This is a genomic window from Pseudomonas sp. P135, assembly GCF_020312125.1.
Classification (GTDB): domain Bacteria; phylum Pseudomonadota; class Gammaproteobacteria; order Pseudomonadales; family Pseudomonadaceae; genus Aquipseudomonas; species Aquipseudomonas fragariae.
In genome coordinates, this window is the sequence record NZ_JAGPYR010000005.1 from 66,190 (window position 1) to 85,020 (window position 18,831).

Annotated in this window: 2 protein-coding genes (1 of these 2 only partly in view); both read right to left on the bottom strand. The window is 63.0% G+C overall.

Annotated elements, in window-relative coordinates; all coding sequences use genetic code 11:
• On the bottom strand, nt 1–17,781 hold the full coding sequence (locus tag KBY08_RS09270; protein ID WP_111522175.1) for a non-ribosomal peptide synthetase: 17,781 nt from the start codon (nt 17,779–17,781) through the stop codon (nt 1–3).
• On the bottom strand, nt 17,778–18,831 hold the final stretch of the coding sequence (locus tag KBY08_RS09275; RefSeq protein WP_111522176.1) for a non-ribosomal peptide synthetase. The gene runs 8,444 nt beyond the window's last position; the window shows 1,054 of its 9,498 coding nt (coding positions 8,445–9,498); the start codon falls outside the window, past its right edge; its stop codon occupies nt 17,778–17,780. The genes KBY08_RS09270 and KBY08_RS09275 overlap by 4 nt, the downstream gene beginning before the upstream one ends.

Sequence of the window (18,831 nt, forward strand, 5' to 3'; positions counted from 1 at the left end):
TCATTGCGTTTCCCCCACACCCACTGCCAATCCGTCGTACCACCAGGCTGCCAGGCTGTAGACGTCCGGCGCTTTCAGGACGCTGAAGTGGTTGCCCGGCCCTTGCCAGAGTGAAAGCTGCGGCAGCAAGTGCTGCCATTGGCTTGCGCAAGCGGCATGCTCAAGTTGATTGTCCAGCGCATCCAGTTGCGGGTCATTCACCAGGACCAGACTTGCCCTGCCGCTGTAGCCTCCCGGCTCAGGTCGATAGACCGTGCGCAAGGCGCTGGCAAACGTGCGGACAATCCCTTGCAGGGCCTGTGCCGCCAGGCGTGGCGGCAATAACCCGACGCGCACCATGGCCTGCTGAAGCAGGTGCATTTGCGTGACCGTATCGCTGTCGGCAAACGCCAGCGGGTCGAGCTCCAGGCTTCGTCCGCTGGACAACTGCAACGCCTCGACCAGGCGTTCCAGCACGGCGGTGGCGGTATAAGGTTTGCCGTCCAGGCCCTCGCCGCCAGGCGCCTCGCTGTCGATCAGGGTCAACGAGACAACCTCGCGGCCACGGGCCTGCAGTTTGACCGCCATGGCGTGCGCCGCCCAGCCGCCGAAAGAATGCCCGACCAGATGCAGCGGGCCTTTCGGATACAGCGCTTCGATGGCCTGCACATGGCTCTGCGCTGCCGCTTCCACCCGGCTGTGCGGAACACTGCGACCGTCCAGGCCGCGCGGTTGCAGGCCGTGGATCGGCCATTCCGGCCCCAGCGCCTCGGCCAGGCCAATGAAACTGGTGACGCTGTCACCGGCTCCGGGTACGCAAAACACGGGGGCATGCCCGTCACGCCCACTCTGGATGGCCAGCAGCGACTGATGAGCCGGCGTTGGCGGTGGCGTGGCAGGCGCGCTGTGCAACGCCTGAACGATGCTCAGACCAAGCACGGCCACGTGCGGTGCCTGCATCATCGTCATATGGTCCCCCGGGACATCGACGCACTGCAGTTGATTTCTGGAGAGAATCTCACCCCAGCCCAGAGTCGAACTGCTTGCGATCGGCGCCATTGGACGCTGTTCGGCGCGGAACAGGTGAATCGGCAGACTGAGCGGTTCCAGCTGGTAATGCGCCAGGGCCTGACCATGCGCCACTTCCCGGTCCAGGTAATGGTGCAATTGCTGATCGCTCGCCAGCGCCAGTTCCTCGTACAACAGGCCTTCGTCACGGCACAGTTGCAACAGCGTCGCGAAGTCCGGCAGCGGCGCTTGTTCGCTGAATGAGTTCAGACGTGCCAACTTCGCAGCGCCCTCACCTGCCTGGGCCTGCCAGTGCGCAGTGCAATGCGAGAGCAGTTGCCGCTCAAGCAAGTCAGGTCCTTGCCAGCGCGCCTTGCCCTGATCGGTCAGGCGTGGCACATAGCTGTCGATCAGGCCGAGGAATGTCACGGCCTCGTCCATGCCCAGCAGTTGAGTAGCCACTTCGTAGGCCAGAACCCCGCCAAACGACCAGCCGGCCAGTCGATACGGGCCGCGCGGCTGGACCTGACGAATGCGTTCCACCATCCGCGCAGCCAGGCACTCCATGGTGCGTAATTGCTGCTGCCCAAGGCCAATGCCCGGCAAGCCGTAAATCGGAAAGTCGCCCTGCAGATGTTGCCCAAGCACCGGAAAATAAGCATCCAGCCCGGTGAAGTCGTGAAGCAGAAACAACGGTGATTCGCTGCCACCGGCGCGCACTGTGATCACCTCGCGAGCCGCATCCGGCGACCCTGGACGCTGATCGAGCAATCCGGCCAGCGCTGCAACGCTAGGGTGCTGGAACAGCTCGGCCAGCGTCAGTGACACGCCGGCTTTTTGCAGCAGGCTGACCAGACGGATGGCCGACAGCGAATGGCCGCCCAGTTCGAAGAAGCTGTCGTGCCTGCCGATCTTCCCGACTTCAAGAACCTCGGCCCACAAGTCCGCCAGGCGCTCTTCCAGAGCCGTTGAAGGCGCCTGGTAAGCGAGGTTCGCCAGTGCGGCCAGATCCGGCGCAGGCAACGCCTTGCGGTCGACTTTGCCGTTCTGGGTCAATGGCAGCGCATCAAGGCCTACAAACACCGCAGGCACCATGTACTCCGGGAGTTGCCCCAACAGATGCGCACGCAAGGCGGCACTGTCGAGCGACGCGTTACGACGGGTGAAGTAACCCACCAGACGCAACGTGCCATCGTCCAGACGCTGGGTGGTCACGACTGCTTCGCCGACGCCTGGGCATTGCGCCAGGTGCTGTTCGATCTCGCCCGGCTCGATACGCACGCCACGGATCTTCACCTGATCATCGTTGCGGCCCAGGTATTCAAGCGTCCCGTCGGACAGCCAGCGCACCAGATCGCCGGAGCGATACATCCGTGCACCGGGCCTGTCGCTGAACGGATCGTCGAGGAAGCGTTCTGCGGTCAGGTCCGCACGGTTGAGATAGCCACGAGCCACGCCAGCGCCGCCGATGTACAACTCGCCGGGCACCCCGAGTGGCACGGGCTGGCCACGCGAATCCAGTACGTACAGTCGGGCATGGGTAACCGGCTTGCCGATGTGCAACACCTTGCCTGGCTGCATCCGGCCAGAGCTGGCCACCACCGTGGTCTCTGTCGGGCCGTAGTTGTTGACCACGGCAAAACCGGGATCACGGTTGAAATGACGCAAGCGATCACCGCCAATCAACAGGGTCTGCAGCGTCGGGTGGTGTAATTCACGGCTGAAGGCATATTCGGCCACCGGGGTCGGCAGAAACGCCACCTGCAGCGGCTGGGCCAGCCACCAGTCGAGCAGCACATCGAGCTGTTCGTTGCCAATCTCCGCAGGCGGCAGGTGCAGCACCGCACCGGCACACAGCGCAGGCCAGACTTCCCAGGCCATGGCGTCGAAACCGAACCCGGCAACGCTGGCGGTATGACTGCCGGCACGCAGGTTGAAGGCTTCACAGTGCCAATCCACCAGATTGTTCAGCGTGCGGTGCTCGACCATTACGCCCTTGGGCAGCCCGGTGGACCCCGAGGTGTAAATCACATAAGCCAGATGCTGCGTGGTCATTTCCGGCACGGACGGGTTGTCGGTGCGCTGTGACCAGTCCGGGCGATCAAGCGCGATCACCGGCACCTGCAGTTCGGGCAGACGTGTCAGCAGGTCGAATTGAGCCAACACCACCATGGGTGTGCTGTTCTCCAGCAGGTAGCTGATGCGTTCATCCGGATGGCCCGGATCGACCGGTACGTAGCACGCCCCGGCTTTGAGCACTGCCAGCAGACCTGTCAGGGTCTCCAGACCGCGCCGCGCGACCACCGCCACACGGTCGTCAGGACGCACGCCCAGCCCGATCAGGTGATGGGCCAATGCGTTGGCACGGGCATTCAACTCGGCGTAGCTCAAGTGCTGGTCGCCCGCCTTAGCAGCCAGTGCGTTCGGCTGGTCAAGCGCCTGCTGTTCGATACGTAGATGAACCGGCAGCGGGCACTCCGCCGTAAGGCGATCGGTATTGAAGCCATCGAGCAGTTCGGTTCGCTCGGTGCCGGGCAGAATATTCAGTGCCTGAATCGGTTCCGAAGGTGCCTGTTCAAGGGCGTCGACCAGCCCCTCCACGGCGCAGGCAAGATACGCACAAACACGTCGGGCATCGATGCCTGTCGAGGTCAATGCAGTCAGGTCGAACGCCTCGCCCAGATCATCGACGCTGAGCGTCAACGGATAGCTGCTGCGCTCGCCCGACTGCAACAGCTCAATGCCCTGCCAGGCTTTGCCGGCAGCCTCGTTTGCCTCACCGGGCACCGCGCTATGGCGGTAGTTCAACAGTGCACTGAACAACGGTGCGCCTGCAGGCAAGGCGCTGCAACGCTGCGCGATTGCCAGAGAAGCCTGTTCGTGGGCAAGCAATCCGGTCAGGCGGCGGTGAGTCTGGGACAGAGCATCGCGTGCACTCTGATCGGCCAGGTCGATGCGCAACGGCAAGGTGTTGATGAACACCCCGAGCGTGCGGTCGGCGCCCTCGCTGCCGTTCAGGCGACCCAGCAGTACGGTGCCGAACACCACGCTGTCACGCCCGGACAATCGGCCCAGTACCTGAGCCCAGGCCAGGTGCATCAGGCTGGCAGGACTGACACCCAGCTGCCGCACCTGATGACGCAACCGCCTGCTCAGGTCCGCATCCAGACGCAGTCGGGCCTCGCCTGCAACCTCCGGCCCTGGCAACCAGGTCTGGGCATACGCCAGGGTCGGCTCATCGAGATCGCCCAATTGCTCGCGGAAGAACGTTTCATGCGCATCGTCACCTGCCCCCAGCAAGGTCTGCGCGATGTAGTTGCGGTAAGGCACTGGCGCAGGCAGTTGCGCTGCCTGATCGAGCAGCACCGCCTGCAATTCCTGGCTCAGCAGGTCCAGGGCAACGTGGTCCATGATCAAGTGATGGAACAGCAGGACCGCGACGATACGCCCGTTGTCCGGGTCATCGGCGTGGATCAGCCGCAGCAGCGGTGCACGTACAAGTTCCAGCGGCTCGGGATTATCCAGCGCCGCCAACGGCACCTCGATCACCGGCAGATCCGCATGTCGCCAGACCACTTGCACCGGCGTTTCCAGACCTTCCCAGCACAGTGAAGTCCGCAACACGTCGTTGCGGGCGATGACCTGTTGCAGCGCCTGGCTGAAGGCCTCCAGTCGCGAGCGGTCGGCAAAGGCGAAGCGTGCCTGCAAACGATAGGGATCATCCTCGGCGGCGGACAGGTAGTGATAGAAAATACCCGCCTGCAAAGGCCCCAGCGGGTAAATGTCCTGAATATTGCTCGCACCGCCGGTCACGCTGGCGACAACGCGATCGATACCTGCCTGATCCAGTTTCACCAACGGCAACAGGTCCGGGGTGATTGATGTGCAATCGGTACCGATCAGGTTGGCCGGAATCTTCACCTGAGCGCCGCTGCCGACGGCACGCGCCAGGGCGGCCAGGGTCGGCTGGGCAAACAACACGCGAATATCGGCATCCATGCCACGGCGACGCATGCGTGCGATCAGAGTAACGGCGAGCAGCGAATGGCCGCCGAGTTCGAAGAAGTGATCGGTGCGCCCTACCTGCTCGACTTGCAGCAAATCGCTCCAGATGTCGGCCAGGGCCATTTCCAGCTCGCCTTGCGGCGGCTCGTATTCACGCCCTGGCATGGCGTCGCGATCCGGCACCGGCAAGGCACGTCGATCGACCTTGCCGTTAGCGGTCAATGGCCAGGCATCGAGGCGCACGAACGCACTCGGCACCATGTAGCCCGGCAGACGGTCCAGCAGGTCGGCACGTAGCCTGGCGATATCAAGGGCCGAGCGCGGGCCTTGCTCAATGAAGTACGCCACCAGACGTGACTGTCCAGGTTCGTCCTCGCGCGCCACCACCAGCGACTCCTCGATACCCGGCAACGAGGTCAGTTGCGCCTCGATTTCGCCCAGTTCGATGCGCATACCGCGGACTTTCACCTGATCGTCGTTACGTCCCAGGTAGTCCAGCGTGCCGTCGGCATTCCAGCGCGCCAGATCGCCGGTGCGGTACATGCGCGCCTGCGGGTTATCGCAGAACGGGTCACTGAGGAAGCGTTCGGCAGTGAGTTGCGGCTGATTCAGATAACCCCGCGCCACGCCTTCACCACCGATGTACAGCTCGCCGGCAACACCGGTCGGCACCAGTTGCTGCTGCTCATCCAGCAGGTACACGCGGGTGTTGGCGATCGGCTTGCCGATGTCGAGGCTGCCGTCAGGCAACAGACGACCGGAGGTCGCGACCACCGTGGTTTCGGTCGGGCCATAGTTGTTGATCACGGCAAAACCCGGCTCACGGTGGAACTGCCGCAGGCGATCGCCGCCGATCAGCAGCGTGTGCAGCGTCGGGTGGTAGAGCTCGCGGCTGAACGCATATTCGGCCACCGGTGTCGGCAAAAACGCCACCTGCAGGGGCTGCGCGAGCCACCAGTCGAGCAGCAGGTCGAGCTGTTCGTTGCTGATCTCCGCTGGCGGGATGTGCAGCGTTGCCCCCGCACACAGTGCCGGCCAGACTTCCCAGGCCATCGCGTCAAAACCGAAGCCGGCCACAGTGGCCGTATGGCTGCCGGCGTGCAAAGCGAACGCCTGGCAATGCCAATGGACGAGGTTGGCCAGCGTGCGGTGCTCGACCATCACGCCTTTCGGTTGTCCGGTTGAGCCGGAGGTGTAAATCACATACGCCAGATCGCCGGGCGTCTGGCCCGACACCAGCGGATTTGCCGGTTTTTCAGGCCATTGAGGTCGATCAAGCGCGAGCAACGGCACCTTCAGTGCAGGCAGGCGCGCCATGAAAGCCTGTTCAGCGAGCACCACTACTGGCGCGCTGTCGGCCAGCAGATAGTTTATGCGCTCATCGGGGTGCGCCGGATCCACCGGCACATAGCAGGCACCGGACTTGAGCACGGCCAGCAGGCTCACCAGCGTGTCCAGCCCACGGCGCGCGACGACCGCGACGCGATCATCCGGGCGCACGCCCAGGCTGATCAGATGATGGGCAAGGCTGTTGGCCTGACGGTTCATCTGTGCGTAGCTCAGTGACTGCTCGCCAACCCTGGCGGCAACGGCTTCGGGCATGCCTTCGGCGCGTGCTTCTATCAGGGCATGAATGGTCTGACCTTGCGGCAGGCTCACCGCGCTGGCGTTAAGAGTGTCGAGCAGATACTCGCGCTCCTGCAGGCCCACCAGCGGTATATCAGCGAGCACCACCTGCTGGTTATTCACCAGCGTGCGCAGCAACTGTTCGAAATAACCGCAATAGCGCTGCACCGTTGCCTCGTCGAACAGCGCAGTGGCGTAGTCCAGCGTACCGAACAAAGCATCACCCTGTTCGCCGAGGTTAAGCGACAGATCGAACTTGGAGACCTGACTCTGCTGCTCGACCGTCGCCAGCGACAGCCCGTCCATCTCCGGTAACGCAGTTTCCCCGGCCAGCCAGTTGAGCGTCGTCTGGAACAAAGGCCCGTGGGCGAGGCTGCGTGTCGGCCGGACGATTTCCACCACCTGCTCGAACGGCAGGTCCTGATGGTCCTGAGCCTCCAGGACCCGCGCCCTGACCTGTGCCAGCAGCGTATCACCGGTGGATGCCGATGCCGTGTCGATGCGTATGGCCAGCGTGTTGACGAACAGACCGATCAGCCCTTCCAGCTCGGCGCGACCACGGCCCGCGATCGGGCTGCCGACGACCACCTCGGCCTGACCTGAAAGCCGCGCCAGCAGTGCGCCCCACGCAGTCAGCAAGGTCATGTACAGCGTGACACCTTGCCGCTGAGCCAGCGCACGCAGGCCGGCAGTCAGTTGCCCATCCAGCCGTACGTTGAGGCTGGCACCGGCGAAATCCTGCTGCGCCGGACGCGGCCGGTCGGCTGGCAGGGTCAGCAGTGTCGGTGCGCCTTCCAGCGCCTGCCGCCAGTAGGCCGCCTGATGTTGCAGGCGCTCACCGCTCATCCAGCCCTGCTGCCAGACCGCATAGTCGGCGTATTGAATGCTCAGCGCTGGCAATGGATCGGCCTCGCCACGGCGCAGCGCCGGATACAACGCATGCAGTTCGCGGGTCAGCACGCCCATCGACCAGCCGTCGGAGACGATGTGGTGCACGGTCAGCAACAACACGTGCCGCGCGTCTTCCACCTGCAGCAGGCAGCCACGGATCAGCGGCCCCCGCGTCAGATCGAACGCTGCGGTGGCCTCTGCTGCGACGCGTTCGGCCAGGGTTTGCGGGTTTTGACGCAGGTCTTCGATGTGCAGGAACGACATGGCTGTCGGAGCTGTGAACACGACTTCAGCCCCCTCCTCGCGGGCAATGAAGCGGCTGCGCAGGGTTTCGTGGCGCTCGACGATCCGCCCAAGCGCGGCTGTCAACGCTGCCACATCCAGCGATCCTTGCAGACTGAGGGCCAGCGGGATGTTGTAAGCCTGATTGCCGCCCTCCATTTGTGCCAGAAACCACAAACGCTGCTGGGCAAACGACAGCGGTAGCGACTGATCACGCGGCGCAGGCAGGATCAACGACAGTTCACTGCGCCCCGCACCAGCCAGCGCACTGGCCACGGCTGCCAGTTCGCCCAGCGCGAAGAGTTCGCCCAATGGCAACTCCATGCCCATCTGCTGACGCACCTGCGACACCATGCGCATGGCCAGCAGGGAATGCCCGCCCAGATCGAAAAAGTGATCGTGACGACCGACCCGCTCGAGCTGCAGCACTTCAGCCCAGATCTGCGCCAGAGCGATTTCAATCTCGCCCTGCGGTGGCTCGTAGGCCAGCCCCAACAGCGACGAGTGATCCGGTTTGGGCAGCGCACGGCTGTCCAGCTTGCCGTTGGCTGTCAACGGCAAAGCGGTCAGCTCGACAAAGGCCCCAGGCACCATGTATTCCGGCAGGTTAGCCTGCAAGTGAGCACGCATTTGCTCGGGTGCAGGTGCCTCGGCGTCCAGGCGACTGGTGAAATAGGCAACCAGACGCACCTGCCCCGGCTCATCCTCGCGCGCCAGAACCACAGCCTCCCTGATACCCGGCAACTGGTGCAGGCAATTGACGATCTCGCCCAGCTCGATACGGAAACCGCGGATTTTCACTTGGTCATCGTTGCGTCCCAGACATTCCAGCTGACCGTCCTCCAGCCAGCGGCCCAGATCGCCGGTGCGGTACAGCAGCGCGCCGGGCTGATCGCTGAACGGGTCGGCAATAAACTTCTCTGCCGTCAGGTCCGGGCGATTCAGATAACCGAGCGCCACACCATCGCCGCCAATGTAAAGCTCGCCAATCGCCCCCAACGGTGTCAGGCGCTGATGAGCGTCGAGTACGTAGACCGTCGTGTTACCGATAGGTCTGCCGATCGGAACCGACTCGGCGTGATCGGCCAGCGCTCGGACTTCGCAGGCTGTCGCGAAGGTGGTCGTTTCCGTGGGGCCGTACGCGTTCAACAGGTGCAGGCCCGGAGCCTGGGCAAGCAGCGTGCGGAAGCTCGCCGGATCGGCGCGCTCACCGCCGGAAAGCAACAGCCGAAGACCGCTGAGTGCCTCGGGGATCAGTTGCACGTACTGATTGAACAGTGCGCTGGTCAAGAACAGCACGCTGACATTGCCGTGACGCAGGGCCGCGCTGAAACGCATCGGATCGATCAGCGTGGTGTGCTCGATCACCAGCAACTGTCCACCGTTGAGCAAGGCACCCCAGACTTCCATGGTGCTGGCATCGAACGCCGGGTTGGAGGCAAAAGCGATGCTGTCCTGCTCGTTGAAGTCGGCATAACCGTTGTTCAACACCAGCCTGGCAATGCCGCGATGGGCCACGCGTACGCCTTTCGGGGCCCCCGTTGAGCCGGAGGTGTACATGACGTAAGCCGCGGTGTCGGACGCCTGAGGCAGACCCGGATCATGCGCAGGCTGGTCGTCAAGGTTCAACTGGTCCAGATCGATGCGTTGCACCGTCGAGCCCAGCGAGGTAGCGCTCTGTGTCAGCACACATTTCGCCTGGCAATCATCGAGCATGTAATGCTGGCGTTCGGCAGGCGCATTGACGTCCAGTGGCACGTAGGTCGCTGCGCATTTGCCGATCGCCAACTGGCTGATCAGCAGTTCCAGTGAGCGCGGCAGCAGAATCGCCACATGCTCGTTGGGCCGCACACCTTGTCCCAGCAGGTAGTGAGCCAAGTGGTTGGCGCGTTCGTTCAACTCACCATAAGTGAGTGAGCGACGGCCATGCACGGCCGCCACTGCATGCGGATGCAGCGCGGCGCGACGCTCGAACAGACGGTGCACGGGCTGCCCGCGTGGGTAGTCACGCCGGGTATCGTTGAACGAGACCAACAGACGCTCGCGTTCTGCCTCCGGCAGCACCGATGATTCGATCAGCGCTGTTGCCGATTGCTGCTCCAGGGCCTGCACCAGATGGACAAGGGCTTGTTGCACGTAGGCGCAAATCCGTTGCGGATCAATACCCGGCGCAGCCTGGGCTGTCAGGCTGAAACTATCGCCGAAGTCATCGATACTCAAGGTCAGCGGGTAGTTACTGCGCTCCTCTGCGTGCACGACCTCAATCCCTTGCCATGCCGTGTTGTTCGCCTGGTCATCGACCTCAGGCACAGCGCTGTGGCGGTAATTGAGCAGCGTATTGAACAGTGGCGCGCCAGCCGGCAAGGCACTGCAGCGCTGGGTCAGAGCCAACTGAGCGTGCTCATGGGCGAGCATCCCGACCAGACGACCATGGAGGTCGAGCACTGCACTGCGCGCGCAATGCCCGACCAGATCCATGCGCAATGGCAAGGTATTGATGAACACCCCCAAGGCGCGCTCGCCCCCTTCACCGCCGCGCAGGCGTCCAAGCAGCACGGTGCCGAATACCACGCTGTCACGCCCGGACAACTGGCCCAGTACCTTCGCCCAGGCCAGGTGCATCAAGGTGGCGGCACTGACACTCAATTGTCTTGCCTGATCGCGGATCTGCCGGCACAGGTCGCGGTCCAGCGTGAGTCGGGCATCGCCAGGAATCTGCTCGGCGGATGCCATGGCCAGGCCGTAAGGCAAGGTCGGCTCATCGATATCGCCCAACTGCTCGCGGAAGAACGCTTCATGGGCGTCTTCGCCAGGCCCTTGCACAACGTGGGCGATGTAGTTTCGGTAAGGCACGGGCGCTGCAAGCTGAGCTTCGTTGTTCAGCAGGATGGCCTGCAACTCATGACTCAATACATCAAGGGCGATGTGGTCCATGATCACATGGTGGTAGCGCAGCACCGCTGCGATCCTTTGATTGGCCGGATCATGGGCATAGACCAGCTGCAGCAGCGGCGCCTGCGTCAGGTCCATGCGCGGCGCATTGAACAGGTCTTGCAAGGCTGTCTCTTCAACCCGCAGCGGCGCCTGACGCCAGACCACTTGTACCGGTGCTTGCAAACCTTCCCAGAACAACCCGGTGCGCAGAATATCGTTGCGCTCGATCACCCGCTGCAAGGCATGGCAAAAAGCCTCGAGACGCGAGGCGTCGGCGAAGGCGAACTGCGGCTGCAACAGATAAGGATCGCGGTCCCCGGCGGTCAGGTGGTGATAAAGAATACCGGTCTGCAACGGGCCCAGCGGGTAGATATCCTGCACATTCGCGGCACCGCCCGGCACCCGCGCCACGATACGCTCAATGGCGGGCTGATCCAGCGCCACCAGGGGCAGCAGTTCAGGGGTGATGCGCTGGCAGTGCGCATCGATCAGGTTGGCCGGCACATTGATTTCAGTGTCGCCACCGACAGCCTCGGCCAGCGCCGCCAGCGTTGGCTGGACAAACAGAACGCGAATGTCCGCACGCATGTCCAGACGACGCATACGCGCAATCAGGGTCACGGCCAGCAGCGAGTGGCCGCCCAGTTCAAAGAAATTATCCTGACGACCGACCTGCTCCACATGCAACAGCTCGGCCCACAAGCTTGCCAGAGCGATTTCGATCGGTCCTTGCGGCGCTTCATAGGCCCGGCTGGCGATGCTGTCGCGGTCCGGTGCCGGCAGGCTTTTGCGGTCCAGTTTGCCGTTCGCCGTCACCGGCAGGCTGGCCAGCCGTACATAGGCCGCAGGCACCATGTATTCGGGCAGCAGGCCCGACAGCCAGGCACGCAACTGTTCGATATCCAGCCCGGCTTTATCTTCAGCCGAGGTGTAATAGCCAACCAGTCGTTTGTCTCCCGGCACATCCTCGCGTGCCACTACCACGGCGTCGAGAACATCTGGATGATCATTGAGGCGCGCTGCGATTTCACCCAGTTCGATACGGAAACCGCGAATCTTGACCTGTTCGTCATTACGGCCCATGTATTCCAGGCTGCCATCGGCCAGCCAGCGGCCCAGGTCACCGGTACGGTACATCCGCGCATTCGGGGCGTGGCTGAACGGGTTGTCGAGAAAGCGTTCAGCCGTCAGTGCTTCACGGTGCAGGTAGCCCCGCGCCACACCGGCACCGCCGACATACAGCTCGCCAACCACGCCCATCGGCACCGGCTCGCCGCGGGCATCGAGAACATACAGCTGCAAATCGGGAATGCGCCTGCCAATCGGGCTGGCGCCGAGGCGCTGGGCGTCTCCGGGCTGCAACGGGTAATAGGTCACATGCACCGTGGTTTCGGTGATGCCGTACATGTTCACCAGTTGTGTGCCGGCATTCACCTGGCGGGCATACCACGGTTTGAGTATCACGGTGTCCAGTGCTTCACCGCCGAAGATCACCTTGCGCAACGAATGCGCCTGGCCGTTCTCGCCCTGTGCAGCAATCAGCTGACGAAACGCACTCGGCGTCTGGTTGAGCACCGTCACCCCGGTGCTGCACAGTAGTGCGTAGAAGTCTTCGGGCGAGCGGCTGACCAGTTGCGGCACGATCACCAAATGCCCGCCGTGCAGCAATGCACCCCAGATTTCCCAGACCGAGAAATCGAAGGCGAACGAATGGAACAGCGCCCAGACATCCTGCTGGTTGAAACCGAACCATTCTTCGGTGGCCGAGAATAGCCGCGCAACGTTGCGATGTTCGATCATCACGCCTTTGGGCTTGCCGGTAGACCCGGAGGTGTAGATCACATAAGCCAGGTTGCCGGGCGTTACCGGCACCTGCGGATTACAGACGGATTCGTCCTGCAAGTCGTCGTCGAGACAGATAACCGGCACTTGCGAGACTGGCAAGGTGCCCTGCACTGACCGCTGACTCAACAACGCTACCGGTGCGCTGTCGTCGAGGGTATAAGCCAGACGTTCAACAGGATAAGCCGGGTCCAGCGGCACGTAGGCGGCACCGGCCTTGAGAATCCCCAGCAGGCCGGCGATCATCTGCAGGCCGCGATGGGTGCAGATGGCGACCCGGTCGTCCGCACCGATGCCCATGCCAATCAGGCGATGCGCGATCCTGTTGGCCTGGGCGTTGAGTGTCGCGTAGCTCCACGACTCCTCTTCATAGCTGACGGCAATCGCATCCGGCGTGCGCTGCGCTTGCGCTTCGAACTGGCTGTGCAGCGTCTGTTCTTGCGGATAAACCGCATCAGGTGCATTGAACCCGTCGGTCAACTGCCGACGCTCGGCCTCCGACAACAGCGGAATGTGGCTCACCACCGTCTGGCTGTCAGCCACCATGGCCCGCAGTATCGCCTCCAGATAATTCAGGTGGCGCTCGATGGTGCCGTGGTCAAACAGCGCTGTGGCATATTCCACGATGCAGCGGAAATGATCAGGACCATCGCTGACGCTCAACGCCAGGTCGAATTTTGCGAATGCGGCCTGTTCATCCAGCGGTTCGAGCTGCATATCGCCCAGTTGCAATTCCAGCCCCTGGCTGCCGTCCCAGGTCAGTGATGCCTGGAATAGCGGGCTGTGCGCGAGGCTGCGCGGCGGCCGCAGACGCTCCACGACCTGTTCGAAAGGCAGGTCCTGATGATCCTGCGCTTCCACCACGCGGGCCTTGATGCGCTCCAGCAGCGTCACCACATCCGGCTCGCCCGACGTATCGACACGCACGGCCAGGGTATTGACGAACAGCCCGATCAAGCCTTCGATTTCGGCACGACGGCGGTTGGCAACCGGCATGCCGACGACCACCTCCTCCTGTCCGGACAGCCGCGCCAGCAATACGGCCCATGCGCCCATGAACAGCATGAACGGTGTCACCGACTGCGCCTGACAGAAGGCTCTGAGGTCGGTGCTCAGACGCGGATCGAGATCCAGCGCGACGCTGGCCCCGGTGTAATCCTGATGCGCAGGACGTGGACGGTCGGTGGGCAGGGTCAGCAATACCGGCGCTCCCGTCAGCGTCTGCTGCCAGTAATCGGCCTGATGACTCAATCGCTCGTCGTCCAGCCAGTTGCGTTGCCATACGGCGTAATCGCCATATTGCAGCGCCAGTGCGGGCAGCGGGTCCTCTTGCCCTTGACTGAATGCCTGGTAGAGCGCGGTCAGTTCGCGGGTCAGCACGCCCAGCGACCAACCGTCGGCAACGATGTGATGCACGGTCAGCAACAAGACGTGACGGTCTTCAGCCAGACACAGCAAACGGCCTCGGATCGGCAGGTCGTGCTGCAAGTCGAAGGGCTGCGCGGCCTCTTCCCTGATCACGGCCTGCAGCGCTTGTGGGTCCTGATCACGTAAGTCCTGCCAGCAGATGCGCGGCACTTCAGTCACAGGCGCGGCCTCTACCCAGGCATTGTCGTCCTCCTGACTGAAGCGGCTGCGCAGGCTGTCGTGGCGGGCCACAATGCGCTCCAGCGCACGCGTCAAGGCACGGCTGTCCAGTGGACCGCTCAATTTCAGGCCCAGCGAGATGTTGTAGGCGCTGTTGGCGTCTTCCATTTGCGCCATGAACCAGATGCGCTGCTGAGCGGAAGACAAGGGTAGCGGGCCGTTGCGTGGCTGCACGTCGATGGCCGGCAACTGACTGCGTGCGGCAGCGCTCAGGCAGTGTGCGACCGCGATCAGCGAACTGTCGGCAAACAGGTCGCCAAGGGCCAGTTCCAGTGCCAGGCGCTGACGCACCTGAGAAACCATACGCATTGCCAGCAACGAATGACCGCCCAGCTCGAAGAAACGATCATGACGCCCTACGCGCTCGACCTGCAGCAATTCGCTCCAGATCAGCGCCAGTGCGCTCTCCAGATCGCCTTGCGGGGCTTGGTATTCGCCGGTCGACAACGCGGTGCGATCGGGTACCGGCAAGGCACGGCGGTCGACCTTGCCGTTGGCCGTCAGCGGCCAGCTTTCCAGGCGTACCAATGCGCCAGGCACCATATAACCCGGCAGACGGGCCAGCAGCGCGGTACGCAATTGCTCCACGGTGCTGGAAGCAGCGCCTGCGCGTTCAGTGAAGTAACCCACCAGCCGCGGTTGCCCCGGTTCGTCCTCGCGAGCAAGCACCAGTGCTTCCTCGATACCCGGCAATTGGCTGAACTGGTTTTCGATCTCACCTAGCTCGATACGCACCCCGCGAATTTTCACCTGATCGTCGTTACGACCCAGGTATTCCAGGGTGCCATCGGCATTCCAGCGCGCCAGATCGCCGGTGCGGTACATGCGCGCCTGTGGTTGCCCGGCGAACGAGTCATGCACAAAGCGTTCTGCAGTCAGTTGCGGCTGATTCAGGTAACCGCGGGCCACACTGTCGCCACCGATATACAGCTCACCCGGCACCCCGAGCGGAACCAGCTGTTGGCGCTCATCAAGCAGATAAATCGACGTGTTGGCGACCGGCTTGCCGATATCCAGGCTGCCGTCGGGTAATAAACGACCGGAGGTGGCGACCACTGTGGCTTCGGTGGGGCCATAATTGTTAATCACCGCAAAGCCCGGATCGCGATGGAACTGGCGTAGCCGGTCACCGCCGATCAGCAGCGTGCGCAGGGTTGGATGACGCAGATTGCGACTGAAGGCGTATTCGGCCACCGGAGTGGGCAGAAAAGCAACCTGCAATGGCTGGGCGATCCACCAGTCAAGCAGTGCATCGAGCTGTTCATTGCCGATTTCGGCTGGTGGCAGGTGCAGCGTCGCCCCGGCGCACAAGGCCGGCCAGATTTCCCAGGCCATGGCGTCGAAACCGAAGCCCGCCACGCTGGCGGTATGACTGCCCGCACGCAGATCGAAGGCCTCACGGTGCCAGTCGATCAGATTGTTCAGCGTGCGGTGTTCGACCATTACGCCCTTGGGCTGGCCGGTCGAGCCCGAGGTGTAGATCACATAGGCGAGGTGGGTCGAATCGAGCGCGTCGATGTGAGGGTTGTCTTGCTGCTCTGGCCAGCTTGCCAGGTCCAGTTCGATCAGCGGTGTGTTCAATCCCGCCAAGCCCAACCCTTGCAGGCGTTCGACAAAGGCCGGTTGAGCCAACACCGCAACCGGCGCGCTGTCGCCGAGCAGATAGGCAATGCGCTCGTCCGGATGCGCCGGATCGACCGGTACATAGCCCGCACCGGCCTTGAGCACCGCCAGCAAGCCGACCAGCGTCTCCAGGCTGCGTCGTGCCACCACCGCCACGCGGTCATCGGGTTGTACGTCAAGACCGATCAAATGATGAGCGAGCGCATTGGCGCGCGCGTTCAGCTCGCGGTAGCTCAGGTGTTGTGCACCTACCTGTGCGGCAACAGCATCAGGCTGCTGCTCTGCCAGTTGCTCGATGCGCTGATGAATCGTCAGTCTGCGTTCGTAGTCGGCACGTCGGTCATTGAAGTCCAGCAGCAATCGCGCACGCTCGCTGGCGGGCACGATATCAAGCTGATCGACCGGCATCTGTGGCGTCTGCTCCAGCGCATCGACCACGCTTTCCATGGTCCATTGCATATAGGCGCAAATATTGTGCGGGTCGATGCCTGCGGTGGCCTGTGCCGTCAAGCCAAAGGCTTCGCCCAGATCATCGACGCTCAGCACCAGCGGATAATTGCTGCGCTCCTGAGCCTGCAGCACCTCAATGCCTTGCCATGTTTCACCGGACGCCTGCGCCGGCGCGCTGTGGCGGTAGTTGAGCAATGCGTTGAACAACGGCGTCGGCGCTTTTACCCCACTGCAGCGCTGCGCCAGTGCCAGCGGTGCGTGTTCGTGGCGCATCAGCGCGGTCAGGCGCTGGTGGGTGGCGCGCACTGCGGCTTGCACGCCCTGCTCGTCCAGATCGAGGCGCAGCGGCAAGGTGTTGATGAAGATACCCAGCGCCCGCTCTGTGGCTTCGGCACCCAGCAGGCGCCCCATCAGCACGGTGCCGAACACAACCCGCGACTGTCCGGCGAGGCCCGCCAGCACCCGTGCCCAGCCCAGGTGGAACAGGCTGGCGACACTGATGCCCAGGGTTCGCGACTGAGCGCGCAGGCGCTGACACAATTGCTGATCGAGGGTGATGCTGTGTTCTTCGATTGCATCGCCCTCACCGCTCAAATCCTGCAGACCGTAGGCCAGCGTCGGTTCGTCGAGATCACCCAGCATCTCGCGGAAAAACGCTTCATGCTGAGCCTCGCTGACACCCAGCAGCGCTTGCCCGACATAGTTGCGAAACGGTACCGGCACGCCCAGCATTTCGGCTTGTCCCGACAGACAGGCCTGGACCTCATGGCGCACGACCTCAAGAGCGCTATGGTCCATGGCAATGTGGTGGAACAGCAGCGTAGCCTCGACCCACTGGCCTGCTACGGGTGCATGGCAGACCAGGCGCATCAGCGGGGCCTGGCCCAGATCCATCGTCAGGTCTGCCGCGAGCGGCGAGCTGTCGACTTTCAGTTCAGCGTGGCGCCAGACCACCTGCACCGGGGTTTCCAGCCCCTTCCAGTGTACTGAGGTGCGCAGAATGTCATGCCGGGTGATGACGCTTTGCAGCGCCTCGGCGAACGCGTCCCGACGCGCCTGATCAGAAAAGGCGAATTGCACCTGCATGACATAGGGATCGCCTTGGGTGGCGCTGACGTGGTGATAAAGAATGCCTTGCTGCAGCGGCGCCAGCGGGTAGATGTCCTGGACATTCGCGGCACCTCCCGGTATCGCGTCCATCAACAGGTCGATAGCCGCCTGATCAAGCTTCACCAGCGTCAACATTTCAGGGGTGATTCGCTCGCAACCCTGCTCGATGCCGTTGTCTGGCAATGCCGGTGCACCACGCTTGCCGTTCTGATAATCGCCTTGTTCGATGAGCTCGATCAGCGCCGGCTTATGCTCACGCAGATGCTCCAGCAAGCCGTTATCGGTCAAGGCACGGCGATTGCCCTGCACCACCAGTTGACCGTCCTTGACCGTCAGGTGGATTTCGTGAGCTTTGAGTGTCGCCAAGAGTTCGTTGATGCTCACAGGGTAATCTCCATGTTCTCTGTGATGGCTGCGTAGCCCGCCAGCGTAGGTTGTTCGAAAAGCGCCCGGACGTCGGCCTCGATGCCTTCCTGGCGCAGGCGCGCACTCAGGCTCACCGCCAGCAGCGAATGACCGCCCAGCTCGAAAAAGTTGTCGTGACGGCCTACCTGCCCGACCCCGAGCAGTTCGCTCCAGAGCCTGGCCAGCAAGACTTCGGTTTCGCCTTGCGGTGCTTCATAAGGGCGGGTCAGGAGCGCATCCTGCCCGGGCGCAGGCAGCGCCTTGCGATCCAGCTTGCCGTTGGGGCTCAGCGGCATGGCGTCCAGATGCACGAACAGTGCGGGCACCATGTAATCCGGCAACTGCGCACGCAGCACTTCACGCAAGGTCTCGACCGGCAACTGTGTGCCGGTGTAATAGGCCACCAGCCGTTGCCCGCCCGGTTGCTCGTCGCGCACCAGCACGATGGCCTGTTCGATGCCCGGATGGCTGATCAGGCAGGCCTGAATATCGCCCGGTTCGATGCGTAATCCGTGGATCTTCACCTGATCGTCATTGCGGCCAAGGAACTTGAGGTTGCCGTCTGCCCGCTGGCGTACCAGATCACCACTGCGGTACAGGCGGTCGCCTGCTACGAAAGGGCTGTCGATAAAACGTTCGGCATCGGTCTTCGGCAGGTTCAGATAGCCACGCGTCACCCCGGCACCGCCGATATGCAGCTGGCCGATAACCCCCTGCGGTACGGGCTGGTCATAAGCGTCGAGCACATACAGCCGTGTGTTGCTGATCGGACGCCCGATAGGCAGGGCAGTGTCCGGCACGGCTTGGTCGGGTTGCAGCGTCCAGACACTGCAATCGACTGTGGTTTCGGTCGGGCCATACACGTTGTGCAGGCGCACCTCCGGCAAACGTTTGCGCAGCTGCGCCGCCATCTCCACGGTCAGCTCACCGCCCCCGCAGACAACGTCGGTCAAGCTGCTGCACGCGCTGCTCTGCGGCAGATCGAGGAACTGCTGTAACAGCGCAGGAACGAACTGCACCACGCTGACC